At 33.4% G+C, this 15,105-nt stretch carries 13 protein-coding genes; 4 read left to right on the top strand and 9 right to left on the bottom strand.

The window, feature by feature from the left end; all coding sequences use genetic code 11:
* Nucleotides 1-84 precede the first annotated feature (84 nt).
* A complete protein-coding gene (locus tag AB1282_RS09690) occupies nucleotides 85-1,779 on the bottom strand; it encodes a M4 family metallopeptidase (RefSeq protein ID WP_082459378.1) in 1,695 nt (564 codons plus the stop codon).
* Nucleotides 1,780-2,042: 263 nt separating this feature from the next.
* On the opposite strand from AB1282_RS09690, the gene AB1282_RS09685 reads away from it, so the two are divergent.
* The 3 genes from AB1282_RS09685 (at nucleotide 2,043) to AB1282_RS09675 (ending at nucleotide 4,178) form a co-directional block, all read left to right on the top strand.
* Complete coding sequence (locus tag AB1282_RS09685; RefSeq protein WP_056467615.1) at nucleotides 2,043-2,894, top strand: DUF4047 domain-containing protein; 852 nt, start codon at nucleotides 2,043-2,045, stop codon at nucleotides 2,892-2,894.
* 48 nt (nucleotides 2,895-2,942) lie between these two features.
* Nucleotides 2,943-3,491, top strand: a complete 549-nt coding sequence (gene sipW, locus AB1282_RS09680) for a signal peptidase I SipW (protein ID WP_056467618.1) — start codon at nucleotides 2,943-2,945, stop codon at nucleotides 3,489-3,491.
* Nucleotides 3,492-3,563: 72 nt separating this feature from the next.
* A complete protein-coding gene (locus tag AB1282_RS09675; RefSeq protein ID WP_056467620.1) occupies nucleotides 3,564-4,178 on the top strand; it encodes a TasA family protein in 615 nt (204 codons plus the stop codon).
* 63 nt (nucleotides 4,179-4,241) lie between these two features.
* On the opposite strand, the gene AB1282_RS09670 is transcribed toward AB1282_RS09675, so the two are convergent.
* From AB1282_RS09670 to AB1282_RS09640, 7 genes are all read right to left on the bottom strand, one after another.
* A protein-coding gene (locus tag AB1282_RS09670) for an IS3 family transposase (RefSeq protein WP_429898279.1) occupies nucleotides 4,242-5,593 on the bottom strand; the annotation gives its coding sequence in 2 pieces (ribosomal slippage) (nucleotides 4,242-5,146 and nucleotides 5,146-5,593; 1,353 coding nt in all).
* Between the two features lie 215 nt (nucleotides 5,594-5,808).
* Entirely contained in the window at nucleotides 5,809-6,768 is a 960-nt protein-coding gene (locus AB1282_RS09665; protein ID WP_056467623.1) for a transketolase family protein, read from the bottom strand.
* The gene (locus AB1282_RS09660) at nucleotides 6,765-7,616 is read right to left on the bottom strand and encodes a transketolase (protein WP_429898987.1); all 852 of its coding nucleotides are present in this window, start codon (nucleotides 7,614-7,616) and stop codon (nucleotides 6,765-6,767) included. The genes AB1282_RS09665 and AB1282_RS09660 overlap by 4 nt, the downstream gene beginning before the upstream one ends.
* Before the next feature lie 95 nt (nucleotides 7,617-7,711).
* Nucleotides 7,712-9,088: a PTS ascorbate transporter subunit IIC gene (locus AB1282_RS09655; RefSeq protein WP_156339617.1), complete on the bottom strand. Its 1,377-nt coding sequence runs from the start codon at nucleotides 9,086-9,088 to the stop codon at nucleotides 7,712-7,714.
* A gap of 48 nt (nucleotides 9,089-9,136) precedes the next feature.
* Complete coding sequence (locus AB1282_RS09650) at nucleotides 9,137-9,418, bottom strand: PTS sugar transporter subunit IIB (RefSeq protein WP_056467630.1); 282 nt, start codon at nucleotides 9,416-9,418, stop codon at nucleotides 9,137-9,139.
* Between the two features lie 45 nt (nucleotides 9,419-9,463).
* Nucleotides 9,464-11,527 (bottom strand): BglG family transcription antiterminator, encoded by a 2,064-nt coding sequence (locus AB1282_RS09645; protein ID WP_429898986.1) that lies wholly within the window; start codon nucleotides 11,525-11,527, stop codon nucleotides 9,464-9,466.
* A gap of 241 nt (nucleotides 11,528-11,768) precedes the next feature.
* Nucleotides 11,769-12,329, bottom strand: coding sequence for an AAA family ATPase (locus tag AB1282_RS09640; protein WP_056467635.1), 561 nt, complete (start codon nucleotides 12,327-12,329; stop codon nucleotides 11,769-11,771).
* 344 nt (nucleotides 12,330-12,673) lie between these two features.
* On the opposite strand from AB1282_RS09640, the gene AB1282_RS09635 reads away from it, so the two are divergent.
* Nucleotides 12,674-14,026 (top strand): Nramp family divalent metal transporter, encoded by a 1,353-nt coding sequence (locus AB1282_RS09635; RefSeq protein ID WP_056467637.1) that lies wholly within the window; start codon nucleotides 12,674-12,676, stop codon nucleotides 14,024-14,026.
* A gap of 153 nt (nucleotides 14,027-14,179) precedes the next feature.
* Here AB1282_RS09635 and AB1282_RS09630 read toward each other — a convergent pair whose 3' ends face one another.
* Nucleotides 14,180-15,004: a MerR family transcriptional regulator gene (locus AB1282_RS09630; protein WP_429898985.1), complete on the bottom strand. Its 825-nt coding sequence runs from the start codon at nucleotides 15,002-15,004 to the stop codon at nucleotides 14,180-14,182.
* Nucleotides 15,005-15,105 lie beyond the last annotated feature (101 nt).

The raw sequence follows: 15,105 nt of genomic DNA, 5'->3' as shown, positions 1-15,105 counted from the left end.
GTATTCATTTTAAAAAACATAGGAAAAATTTAACAGGAAATAAGAAAACCATGAACAGGCAAACTAGTTCATGGTTTAATTTTATTATTCGTAAACACCTACAGAAGTATATGCATCCATAACAGCCTTCGTTTGAGCAGAAGGTACTCCATTTTTATCAGGGAAGAAATCACGTGATGCCTGAATTACTGCTGCTCTCATTTCTTTAAAGTTAGAATCAGCTGTTAGATATTTTAAAGCTTGATAGTAAATTTTTTGTCCATTATTTACACCAACTCCAGTGATCGTATAGCCATTATTTGTACCACCTTGAGTAATTAAATATGCAGCTTTGTTGTTGATACCACTATTAATATGCACTCCACCATTATCTTCAGTACCTAAATATCGATCTTGATAAGTATCTGGATAGTAACCTGAAGGCATATATTTCGTGCTTACACGTACTGAACCTGGGTCGCTTAATGAACGTAGACCACCGTCACCTGGTTTAGTTGGAGTGTAAACATCTTCACCCATTTCCCACTCGTTTACTTTTGTTGTATAGATTTGAACGAATGTTCCAAAGATGTCTGCTAATGACTCATTAAGTGCTCCAGACTCTCCTTGATATGTTAAATCAAGTCCAGACTTTTCAATCACACCATGTGTCATTTCATGTCCGATTACATCTAATCCACCAGAAAGTGCGCCTAAAACAACACCATCGCCATCTCCGTATAACATTTGTTTTCCATTCCATGCTGCATTATTCCATTTTGCTCCCACGTGAACTGTACTAATTAAAGCCATACCTTTATCATCTAAACTGTTACGTTTGAATACATTTTGATAATATTTGTTTACTTTATCAGCATTAACATGAGCTGATACCGCAGCAGGATCATAGAAGAAGTTAGTTGGGCTATTTGTTGTTACTTCAAAGCCAGTAAATCCTAAAAGTGCTGATAAAATGATAAATGAATTTTCAGGCATGCGATGAGCATCAAATGTTGCTAGTGGTACGATAGTAGGTTTTGTTGTAGAACCAGTAACTGATCCACCATATAAATAGCTAGAACCAGTTGATGCGTCTTTTCCAACTGGGAAAGTTTGCATTTTACCAAATACGTCCAAGCCCTTTCCAGTAGTAACTGTAAGCTTTGACACATCAATATTATCAATTGCATTAAAGCTATTAATGATTTCACCACTTGTAGCGTCTACAAAATAATGGAAATATCCTGGTGCTGGAACAGAAGTTGAAGCCTTAACTAAATACGCTAAGTGATACTTCCCTTCATATGGATAGATCGTTAATTGTGTATCAATTCCATCATAATTTTTAACAACTCCGATTTGTGAATCAATACTTTCTTTCGCAGTTGCTACAGCATCGTCCTCAGAAATTGTAGCTTCAGTCGGAATAATTGCGCGAGATAATGTTTGATTTACATCACCAAATGATGCATATACATTGTTATTTGTGTCTAATGCTACAGTTTGTCCTGAACCATAAATTGGAATTCCTTTATATTGTTCAATTGTTCTTACATGGTAAGTATCAGTCACACTGTTAGCTTCTTCACTAACAATCTTAAATTGTTCCCATGGAGAAGCTGATCTTGCAAGACTTTTTACCTTTGAATTCAGGTACGCTTTTACTACCTCTTCCTTACTTAAAGCTTGATTTACTGTAGCTGCACTAGCTTTTACATTTACAAATGAAGGTAAAGTTGTTAATCCCCCACTAAAAGCCACAGTTAATGCCATTACTGCTGGTATTGCTTTTTTTCTCATTCTTTTCTCTTTTTTCATTTTCAAAACTTTCACCCCTTATTTAATTTTGTTGTGACTGCAATTTTCATTATTGAGAATATTCGAAATTAAATCAATACGTCAAACCCGGGTTCTTTTTATAGTGGTTTTACAGCTTTTCATCCTAAAAATGACTAATTCTGACAAAAAACTACCACAAATCGACTCAAAAATAACCCGGTTTCAATTTTCTGACAACTGAGCAATAATGAATTTCAACAGGGCTTTTGCAAAGGAGTGAAAATTTGAAACAAGCAAGGAAAAAAGTCTCCATCATCGTAAGTTTATGTTCTATTCAATTTTACTTGGCAATGCAAACAGTTGGTCAAACGGAGGCAACCTTTTCTAGTCAAGCATCTTCAGAACAAGTCGTTTCAGCAGCCATTGTGTTTCCTAAAACAATCCAACAACTAGAACTAGCCGCAAAAAATCATTCAACAAGAGCTAATCAATTATATGATTCGATCATGAAGATATCTATTACTGGTACAGACACTGAATTATCAAATTTACTTACTACTGTTCTCAATGAGGAACATGAAATAAATAATGAGATTAAGAGTTTACAAAGTATTCAAGAGCAGTTGAACTCTTATCACAATCAAATTCATGAACTTCCAGAAACTGAACAAAGTAAATATGAATACGAGAGAAAAGGCTATCAGGTTGTTAACCAACTAATCCACCAATTAAATGAGTCAATTAATCTACAAAAGATAGCGTCAATTAAATCTACAATTCAAACCCAGCTCAATGAAAGTAATGAAAAGATTAATAACGATATTAATGAACCTAAAAATAGTACAGGTGCAAGTCAGAGCCAAAGTTCTGATAGTTCAGATACAGATTCAATACTGAGTCAGGATTCTAAAGATTCTAATTCCGAATCGATCCAGAGCCAGGATTCTAATCATTCCAATACAGATTCATCTCCGAGCCGGGATTCTAATCATTCCGATACAGATTCATCTCTGAGCCGGGATTCTAATCATTCCGATACAGATTCATCTCTGAGCCGGGATTCTAATCATTCCGATACCGATTCAATTCCGAACCAGGATTCTGATCATACCAATACGGATACAAAGTCAGATTAAATTTCTAATAATTCAGTAAATAAATTTCAAACGAATAGGTGATCTCTCATGTTGAAGAAAATTTTATCAATTGTAGGTACTATTTTTAAAAGTATTTCTATTATCATCTTGTGTTTCTTAGCTTTTATTGTGATTTCATCAAGGTTTACAGGTGGAGATTCTACCATTTTAGGCTATCAATTAAAAGCTGTTTTATCTGGATCAATGGAACCTACATTTCATACTGGTTCAATAATTGCTGTTAAGCTAGGTGCAAATCCATCATCATATCAAAAAGGCGACATTGTTACCTTTCAAATGGACAATAAGCTGATCACCCACAGAATAGCTGCCGTCCATCATAAAAATGGTGAAACTTCATATAAAACAAAGGGTGATAACAATAACGCCCAAGACTTATGGACTGTGTATCCTCAGAATATTGTAGGAAAATATTCTAATTTCACGGTTCCATATGTTGGCTATGCATTAAATTTTGTAAGCTCAAAAGCTGGATCAGCACTATTGTTAATTGTTCCAGGTATCCTTTTAACTCTTTCAGCGCTACGCAATTTATTCCAATTAAGAAAAGAGTTTGAACAAAAAACTGCAGGATGAAGTTGGTTAGATCTCTTAAGTACAAAATAAAAGCTTAAGAGTTTAATAAATAAACCTTAAGGGGGAAATGAAATGAGTTTTACTAAGAGAATTGGTCAAGTTGTAATGAGTGGAGCAGTCGGTTTGTCATTAATTAGTGGAGGTACTTTTGCATATTTCAGCGATACAGTTAAAACTGATAATACATTTGCAGCAGGTACATTAGACTTAGGGATGAACCCTAATGCTGTTGTTAACATAAGCAATTTAAAACCTGGTGATGAAGTATATCGTGAATTTACGTTAGAAAACAATGGAACTCTAGATATTAACAAAGTTTTATTAAACACTAAATATCAAGTTGAGGACGCAAAAAATAATAACACAGAAGACCTTGCTAAGCATATTAAAGTAACGATTATGTACAACACAAGCAGTGCTACAAATGAAATCGTTGAAACTACATTATATGACTTACAAAATCAAACTCCTGATTTAACGGCAATTAACCAATTTGTAGGTAGTACAAAAGATCCAGACGGCATTGCAGCAGGACAAAAAGAAAAGATTTTTGTATTATTCGAGTTTGTTGATAATGGAAAAGACCAAAACCAATTCCAAGGGGACAAGCTAAAAGTTGATTGGACATTTAATGCTCAAACTGGTGATGGTAAATACTACGACGACACTGATCCTAACAGCAACTAATAAAAAACAAAAAGCCACCTATTTAAATGTAGTGACCCCATAAAGTTAGACTGGTTACTTCAATTAGGCAGCTTGTTGGGCATGAACTCGGTATTTTACTGGGCTCATGCCTTTTAATTTTGCCTTAATTCGTTTGTTATTGTAGTAATCTATATATTTAGCTAGTTCTTGTTTAAAGTGTTCAACACTGTTAAATTCTTTTAGATAAAGTAGTTCAGATTTCATGATACTAAAGAAACTTTCTATTACTGCGTTATCGTAACAGTTTCCTTTTCGTGACATACTCTGCGTGATACCACGTTTAATTAAGGTAGTACGATATTTTTCCATTTGATAGTGCCAGCCTTGGTCTGAATGAATTAGTAGTATATCGGAATCTGTTAAACGTTCAAGAGACTGTTCTAACATAGTTGATACAAGTGAATAAGTTGGACGTGAACCAATTGTATAAGCAATTATTTCACCGTTATATAAGTCCAACATAGGTGAAAAATATAGCTTTTCTCCAAATAATTTAAATTCAGTAATATCTGTAACCCATTTCTCATTTGGTTTATCTGCTTGGAAATTTCTATCTAAAATATTAGGCGCAACCTTACCCACTTCACCTTTGTAAGAGCGATATTTCTTTACCTTTACAAGTGATTTTATCCCTAGTACTTTCATGAGTCGTTGAACTTTTTTATGATTTATTTTATAACCACGATTCGTAAGCTCGTCTCGAATTTTACGATAGCCATAACGACCTTCATGTTCCTCATAAATTTCTTTTATCATTACTTTTATCTCAGTGTCTGGATCAGGACGTTCTAGATTTTTCATCCAATAATAGTACGTACTACGCGGAATACTGGCGAGCAGTAGAAGTTCTTTTAACGAAAACTCATGCCTTAATTCACAGACAACTTTTACTTTGTCTTGTTTCGTGATTTTTCCTTGTTTTGAACTAAGGCATTCAACTTTTTTAGATACGCATTTTCCATGCGCAAACGTTCTATTTCAGCTTGAAGCTCTTCTACTGATCCTTTAAGTGGAGTTGTTTTCTTTGTTTCTTTTTTCATGGAAGATCGCCCCTTTTTCTTTGATTCTAGGGCGTCTTGTCCTTGTGTTTCAAATTGAGTCCTCCATTTTCGAATCGTTCTAGGGGAAGGAATATTGAAAATTGCAGCTGCTTCATTCGGTGACGTCCCGTGGTCATTCATATACTTTAATACGTTTAGTTTAAACTGTACCGAATAACTTGTATATGACTTTTTAAGCAAGCCATTAATCCCATTTTCCTTATATTGAGCTACCCAGTTTCTCACTTCAGCATGGGACGTTCCAAATAACTTACCAATAGAACGAAAACTTTCCTTACCTTCTAAATAACGCATAACTACCGCTAATTTATGTTCAGTAGTAAATTTAGTCATAAAAAATGCACCTCCAAATGTTAGTCGTGTCTAACATTTGGGGTGCACTTCAAAATTAGGTGGTTTTTCTATCTTTCTATTAAACCAAGTAAGTCATTCATAACATTTAAATTTTCTTTAACAATTAATCTTTCTTCTCCGCTCTCAATTTATAAATTCTTAATATGTAAAAAAAAGAAGCTGTAAAAACAACTTCCTAAAATTGATAACTTTTTCTAGTTTTTTAATTCCTCTACACTCTTAACAATGTCATTTGCCGTTAACTTATAAAATTCCTTTAAATAGTCTTCCTTGCCAACTTGCCCAAATTGTTCTTTAATCCCGATTCGTCTCATTTTAGTTGGACAATGCTCACTTAATACTTCTGCTACCGCACTACCTAAACCGCCTATAACATTATGATTTTCAGCCGTGACAATTGCCCTTGTTTTGTTAGCATATTTTACGATTAAGTCTTTATCTATTGGCTTTATTGAAAACATATCGATTACACTTGTTTCAATTCCTTTTCCCTGAAGTATGTCAGCAGCCTTCAACGATTCAGCGACCATAATGCCACTTGCAATGATTGTTACATCATCACCATTTCGAAGGACCTTACCTTTACCGGATTCAAATGTTTCATTTTCATCATAAAGTTTGACAGCTTTTTTACGAATTGTTCGGATATAATGAATCCCGTATTCCTTCTCAACTTTGCGGAGTAAGTACCCAAGTTGATTGGCGTCACTTGCTTCATATACATTTGCATTTGGAATTAAACGAGCAAGTCCTAAGTCTTCAAATGCCATATGTGTCCCACCATTATGCTCTGCAGTAACCCCCGAATCAGAACCTAATATTTTTATATTCAATCTTGCATATGCACCTGAAACGAACAATTGATCAAACGCTCGACGAGTAGCAAATTGCGCAAATGTATGAACATAAGGAATTTTTCCAGTGAGTGATAGACCAGAAGCTACTCCCATCATATTCGCTTCCATAATCCCACAATTTATTAATTGTTTTGGTATTTCACCAATAATTTTACTTGTAGTAATTGCACTCATTAAATCAGCTTCTAGGGCAATTACATTTGGATTTTTCTGCGCCATTTCAAGTAGTGTATTGGCATACATTTGTCTCATTTCTATACGATCTAATTCATAACTCTTAAATGGTGTTTGAATCATGAATTCACGACCCTTCCTAGTTTATTTCCTAGTTCAGTAATTGCTCCTAAAATAGCTTCTTCATCCGCTTGGTTGGGCCGTATATGATGGTTATCAGCTTTCTCTTCTAAATATTTAACACCTTGACCTTTAACCGTATCTAAAATAATTGCAATTGGTTTGTCGCTCTGTAATTTCCCCTTCATAATCGAGGCATAAATTTGTTCAATTGATTTTCCATCGGCTTTTAATGTGTAAAAACCAAAAGCCTTAAATTTTTCTACAAAATCAAATGGATCAATAATATCCTTAGTTAACCCATCAAGCTGTTTTTTATTGTCATCAACAAAAACAAATAAGTTGTTTAATTTATGGTGCGCAGCAAATTGAAGTGCCTCCCAACACTGCCCTTCATTAAGCTCTCCATCACCTACTATGCAATAAGTATAATTATCCATTTCAGAAAGTTTATGAGACAAAGCCACTCCAACTGCTGCTGATATACCCTGTCCTAAAGATCCTGTTGTCATATCAATACCAGGCGTTAAATTTCGATCGGGATGGGAAGGGAGTGTAGTCCCATTTTGATTTAAAGTGTATAAAACCTCTTCAGGAAAGTATCCCTTTAAAGCCAATGTTGCGTATAGTCCAGGTCCACCATGACCCTTTGATAGTATAAAGTAATCTCTTTCCTGCCATGAAGGGTTTTTGGGATCGACCTTCATCACTTCACCATATAAAACTGCTAAAGTCTCAATAATTGATAAGCTTCCACCATAATGTCCAAAACCAAGATTATATAGTTCTTTTAAAGTTAGATAGCGAATTTCGTCACGAAATGCTTCTATTTTTTGAAGATTGAATTTCAATCGAAATCCTCCTTTAATCAATAAAATACAACATACATCATTTTCATAATTTAGCTCATTTTAGATCTTAGTAGATTCGTATTGTGACATATTAATTAAGCCTCGATGTTTGCAGATTTACTGTTGTTACGATCTTTTTTGAATAATCCAAACAACACAGCTATTGCAACTAAACCTACTACTGTTACCGTTACACCGGTTGCTCCAAATGACTTAGCAATATGCCCTAAAATGATACCTGATGTAGCAAAGTCTGCATCAGAGAATGTCGTACTTGCAAATCCTAAGTCACCTAGAACTGGTAATAAAAAGACAGGCAAGAACGTAATTAACAAACCATTTGCGAATGATCCAATCGTTGCTCCTCGTATCCCCCCAGTAGAATTACCGAATACTCCAGCTGTAGCTCCAGTAAAGAAGTGGGGAACAACCCCTGGTAAAATGATAATAGATCCTGTTAGACCAAGGAAAACCATTCCTACAATTCCTCCGAGAAAGCTACAAAAGAAACCAATTAAAACTGCATTTGGTGCATATGGGAAAACAATAGGACAATCAAGTGCAGGTTTTGAATTAGGAACTAATTTATTTGATATCCCTTTAAATGCTGGTACAATTTCAGCCAAAACAAGTCGCACACCAGATAAAATAATAAAGACACCCGCAGCAAAAGTAACTGATTGAATTAATGAATAAACAAGATAATGAGTTCCCCCACTTAGTTCCTTCTCTATATAAGTAGGACCAGCAAAAAGTGCTATAACAAGGTATATAATTGTCATTGTTAACGCAATCGTAACGGAACTATCACGTAAAAATCCTAATCCTTTTGGAAATTTTATCTCTTCTGTCGATCGTGATCCTTTGCCGACTACCTTTCCAACTAAACCGGAAAGAACATAACCTAAACTTGAAAAATGTCCAAATCCTACATTATCGTTACCTGTAATTTTTCTCATAAACGGTTGGCTTAAAGCTGGGAAAACAGCCATAATTAAACCAAGTGCTAGTGAACCAACGATTACAAGTGGGACACCTTTTAATCCTGAAACTACTAAAATAACAGCTAGCATACAAGCCATATATAATGTATGGTGACCTGTTAAAAATATATATTTTAGTCTAGTAAATCGAGCAATAATAATGTTTGCAACCATACCAAAGAACATAATATAGGCAGTGAATGAACCATATTTTGATAGTGCCATTGCTACGATTGCTTCATTATTTGGAACTACACCTGAAACATGAAACGCTTCTTGAAACATCTTACCAAAAGGGTCTAGTGAGCCCACGACAATTCCAGCCCCGGCAGAAATTACGATAAATCCTAAAAAAGTTTTAGTTGTCCCTTTAATAATCTCGCTTGTAGGCTTTTTCTGAATAATAAGTCCAACAAGTGAAATTAGTGCTACTAAAACTGCCGGTTGACTTAATACATCCATAATTAATTTCAGAAACCTTGCTTCCACGAACAAAACCTCCTATAAATAATATTTGATGTAAATTAATCCTTAAATTTAAAATAAGCCTTTTGATTGAAGAACTTGTGTTAACTTCGTACGAAGACCATCCATATCGATAATGCTATCAATCACAACAACCTCACCTAAATGCCCCATACCTTCTGCTATGTCCTTTGCCGCGATAAAAACATCTGCTGAGTCAGGCGTAGCAGAACTAAGATCTGAATGTTCTACTTCAATCCCACTTACTCCTAACTCATTTAATATTTGAACAATATTCATCTCTAACATAAAGCTACTTCCTAATCCTGAGCCACATACTGCTAAAATTTTCATAACGAACCCCTCCATTTTTTTCAACTAATCTATTAAACTTGAAGATCAATTAACTGCTGAATAGTGTTCAAATAATTCCACTAATACATTTGAAGATTCTGCTTCCTTCAGAAGTTCAATATTCTCTTTTTCACTAAGTAACTTTGTCAGCTGCGAAAGAGCTTTCAGATGTGTTTTATTGTCTATTGCTGCAATACAAAACAATAGTCGAACAGGATACTTTTCATCATTTAAAAAGAATACTGGCTTGTTCAGTTTTAAAAAACTCATTCCTACTTTGTTTACTCCCATTTCTGGTCGAGCATGTGGAATGGCAACCTCAGGACCTATTACTACATACGGCCCCATCGTTTTTATATTTTCTAGCATCGCATCTACATATGACCTATTAATTGCTCCATTCTTTAACAATGGATCGGCCACAACTTTTATGGCATCTTCCCAATTTGAAAGATGATTAATCATTTGAATTGTTTCCTCTTTTAATAGATCTTGTAACACAGGTTGTCTCCTCCTAGATATATCTACTTTTTTATGAAAAGTAATTTGACTTAAAGCAGCTTTCAACCCCACTTCGTCGTAAACATTCGCATACTTTTCAATCGTTTGAATTAGTTCATTCATTGAAAGATCATAATATTGAATCCCAAATAAATACTGGTAAACTTCATTGACAATGCTATTTTTTTCACTAGGTGTCATAATTGGTTTAACTCTAAAACATGGTATCTTTGTATCTAAATCAACTGTGGAAAACATTAGATCATATTCATTGAAATTTCCTTCTTTAAATTCCTGTAATGATAATATTTTCTCTACGATAATTTCAGAAAAAAGTGCCTCAAGTTGGTGCTTGACCATTAATGAGGAACTAATTCCACTTGGACAAACAACGATTGCACGTTTCTTTTGCGGAAGAACCTTTTTGGGTTTCTCTAAAAGTGCACCAAAGTGAATCGTAATATAGCCAATTTCCTCCTCGGGTATCGTGATACTTAAAAGAGTACCGATTGGAGAAAGCAATTCTTTTACAATTGTAAAAAGTTCTTTATGCTCATTCATAATTTGAGAAAGTAGAGGATTAAAAATAGGAATTCTATATTTCATGCGAAAATAAGCTGGTTTTAAATGTTGATACAATGTACTAACTACTTCATTCTTTTTCTCAAAAGCAATACAAGCCTTTGATTCAAAGTCGAACACTAATTGTTCACTTAGCTTAAAAAGTAAGCCACGATCATCATCTTGAACTTGGTTTCTCCCTAAAGATAAACCTAATAATTGAATTGTAAGATAACAAATTTCTGGATCATTTCCATCAATTTGAAGAAGTTGACTAATCTTCTCTGCTACTAACCACATTGAATCTTGCTTTAGAATTTGGATTTCATCAGGATGAAATAAAACAAACTTTTTTTCTGTCTGACGATAAAAATAATAAATAAGAAAGTAAACAAATTGCTTTAAACGTTCCTCTACAAATTGAAGATTGAAATCTTTTTCAATTTGTATTAGCACATTATGCATATCAACGAATTCATAAAGTCTATCTCGATCCTTTAAAATATAATTTATAATTTTTTCACCATATGGTATTTGTAAAAGCCGAGATAGGAATTGCATAAGTAAAACTCTCTTATCAAATTCTGTGCCTTCTAAGTGATAACCATTTTGTCTTGAGTATTCAATTTTTACTAACTGAGTACCGATTATTTCATTTAACTTTTTCACATCGGAGATTGTTGTATTTTTACTAACTCCCAATAGTTGAGTTAAATGAGCTGTTGAAAGTGATTCCTTACGGATAATTAAATACAAGTAGATTACTATTTGACGCTCATCTTCTGTAAAAATAAAATCTTTCTTTAATTCTTTGTTTTTTTGTTCTTTAAAAAACTGAGTAACATCTTCTGGCATTTTAATGTAATGAATACCTTTGTACTCAATGGGAGGCAATCCTTTTACTTTTAACCAGTAATTAATTTTGTCCAAATCATATGAAACCTGCCTTCTTGTTAACTGCGTAGAATTCATTACCTGATTCATTGTCGTATGATTTAAATTAAGTAAGTGGTCCAATAGTATTGCGGGGCGTTTCTCAATGTTCATTGGCTTTACCTCCTGTTTTTATCATATTATAAACCGCTTACATTCTGTTTAGAGATTGGGAACAATAGATGTAAGATAAAGGTTACAAAGTTGTGCTGAAGTAAATTTATACCCATAAATCTATTTGTTATACGATAGAAAAAACCCATTATCGAAACAAAAGTAATTTGATTACTTTGCCTTCAATAATGGGAAAAGATTATTAAAATAAAAGTTAGCAGTAAATCTATTTACTTTCTACTTACAAACTAAATCTTTCTTTAATTAATTTAGCTACTTCTTCTGCACTCATATTTGTGTTAGTTATCTTTAGATAATTTTCTTTCTGAATTTCCCCTTCTATTGAATTTAATCTGTATTTATCCATTGTCTTTATTAAATTGTCTTCAGACCATTCAATATCTCTTTTTGTTGGTTTATGCTCTAATCTGTGAGGAGTTTTATTTCGTACAAGTCTCTCATCTAGTTCTGCTTCTAGTTCAACAAAATAGGTTGTTGCCCCTTTTGACTCAAATATAGTACAAACTTTCTCGACATAATCCCAATCAGACTTTTGATCCAGAGCCCACACATATGTAAAAATAATTCCATATAAGTTACTTTTTGATACCTCTTCGAATATTTCATTTCGAAATAAATTAACTAATCTACTCCCTTCCTTTGTTCCATAATCAAAGAACTTACTAACTAAGTCGATTGTCATGTGATTATGAAACAATTTCAAATCTGTTATTTTTTCTAATTCATGTCCTACAGTCATTTTCCCCACAGCCTGAGGACCGAATACTAATACAAACTTCATGGATTTCTCTCCCAAATATATTAATTTTTTTATAATCGCCAACGAATATAACTGAATTTTTTGATTAGTATATCACACTTGAAAATAATTAACTTGATAATAAACTTCAGCATACTTAAAAAAACAGAACAATCTGAATGAATTGCATAAGAAATAGTAAAAAAGCAGAAACAAAGAAAAGGAAAATATTCTACGTATATTATCTGTTTACTAAAAATTTACGAAGTTATCAAAAATTTTTTATTACATTTGGGAACTAATGTGTTAAAATCAGCATATAATTTAAAAAACTTTCCCTAGGGAAAAACTATTTGATGTGTACAATAAAACAGGTGGTGGGAAACATGTCACAAGAATCACAAGAAAAAGTCATATATAAAGAAGCCGGATGGAGACAGGAACATACACAACCTAGTTTGCAAGAGGTTCATCGTTCATTATCTGTTCCAAAGAAAGCTAGTAATTTTCGTAAGTTTCTAGCATTTGCTGGCCCAGGATATTTAGTTGCAGTTGGATATATGGACCCTGGAAACTGGGCAACTTCAATAGCAGGTGGATCTGCATTTAATTACAATTTATTATCTGTTATTTTAATTTCTAATCTTATGGCCATCATTCTACAATCATTAGCTGCTAAATTAGGTATCGTTACCGGTAGAGATTTAGCTCAGGCATGTCGAGACCACTTCAGTAAACCTGTATCATTTATGCTTTGGGTGCTTTGTGAAGCCGCAATTGCTGCATGTGACTTAGCTGAATTAATAGGGTCCGCCATCGCTTTAAATCTATTATTTGGTATTCCGTTGTTTTATGGAATTTGTTTGACAACTTTAGATATATTCATTGTTTTACTTTTACAAAATAAAGGATTTAGGTATATCGAGGCTTTTGTTATTTCATTAATCATATTAATTACTGGTAGTTTTGTTTTTGAATTGATTATGTCTCAACCTGATGTAAAAGCTGTATTTGGTGGATTTATTCCAAGTTCTCAAGTTATTACAGATCCAAAAATGCTTTATATTTCTTTAGGAATTTTAGGGGCAACTGTTATGCCTCATAATTTATATCTTCACTCTTCAATCGTTCAAACTAGAAAGTTTGATGTATCTGATGCTGGTAAAAAAGAAGCAATTAAATTTGCTACAATCGATTCGACAGTTGCATTAATGATTGCATTGTTTGTAAACGCAGCGATCTTAATATTAGCTGCTTCAACTTTCTACAAATCGGGTCATACAAATGTTGCATCAATTGAAGATGCATTCCAGCTTCTTACTCCATTACTAGGAACGACTTTAGCAAGTACATTTTTCGGATTGGCATTATTGGCTTCAGGTCAAAATTCTACTTTAACAGGTACTCTAGCTGGGCAAATTGTAATGGAAGGCTTTTTAAATATTAAACTAAAACCTTGGATAAGAAGATTAATAACTCGTTTAATTGCCGTTACACCAGCTCTTATCGTCACTTATTTTTACGGGGCAAAAGGAACTGCGGATTTATTAATACTAAGTCAGGTAATCTTATCTTTACAGTTATCTTTCGCGGTTATACCACTAGTCATGTTCACTAGTGACGCTAAGAAAATGGGTAAATTTGCTAATAAAACTTGGCTTAAATCAGTGGCTTGGTCGATTGCTTCAGTTATTGCAGTATTAAATGTGTATTTACTTTGGGCAACATTCTTTAAATAATAAATTGAAACAAAAAAGATTGAACAATTGTTCAATCTTTTTTTACTTTCACTTTTAAAGAAGCTTTGCTTATAGAGAATCTATCTGGGTATTTGATGCACTTTAATCTTTAAACGTAAAAAACAGAAAAAACCCAAATGATTTTTCTGTTTTTTATGATTTATGACCATCTAGATTTTGATGATAATATATACTAGCTTGTCTAATAAAATCTAATTCAAATTCTGGAATTGTATATGTTTTTGGCTTTTGATCTTCGGGTAACGATTTAAATCTTTCCCAAGATTTTTTCATGCCCTCTTTAATTTCTGGATCATTTTGACTATAACGACTATTCATTTCCATCAAAAACTTAACAAGTTCTTGCGCTTCAACACTTTCAATTGTATATCCTTCATGAACTAGCTCTGTTAATTTGTTTCTAAAATATTGATAATCATTTAAATGACGAACATGGTTTCCTTCAGTCCATCCTCGCTTCGCTAATTTTTGTAAAGTAGCTTTAGTATATGACTGCTTGGCGATGTTCCTCATCACTTTTCGGTCTTCAGTTGATAAATATTTATTTACCCAATCAGGCTTCAAATTAAAATGTGCTATTTGAATCAACTCTGTAACACTTTCATAATCAATTGAATCAGATTTTATCGATGTTTCTACCTGCTCAATCACATTAACAATCTGATCAATTTGATCTTTTTTAGCTTTCAACATTGCTTTTTGTTCTTTTAACTTCTTTGATAAATCTAAACTACTTTCCGTTAAAATCGATTGAATATCTTTTAAAGTAAAACCTAAAAATTTGAAGGTAAGTATTGATTGAAGATGAACTAAATCATAATCTGTGTATAACTTAAAACCCGATTCGTCGGTATTTGTTGGTATTAATAAACCAATTTTGTCGTAGTATCGTAGTGTTCTAACAGAAATAGAAGTTTTTCTGGCAAATTCGGTTATATAATAATACTTACTATCCACGATCTCTCCTCCTTTCTTTTCACAGTTTATACGGTTACGTAGCGTCATAGTCAATCGTATTAATTAAAGAAGGGCGTGTGGAATTCTCCAGGCTGCAAAAA

The organism is Gottfriedia sp. S16(2024) (genome assembly GCF_050473765.1).
Taxonomy (GTDB): domain Bacteria; phylum Bacillota; class Bacilli; order Bacillales; family Bacillaceae_G; genus Gottfriedia.
The sequence above is the reverse complement of the archived record's forward strand: the minus strand, read 5'-3'. Positions and strand labels throughout refer to the sequence as shown.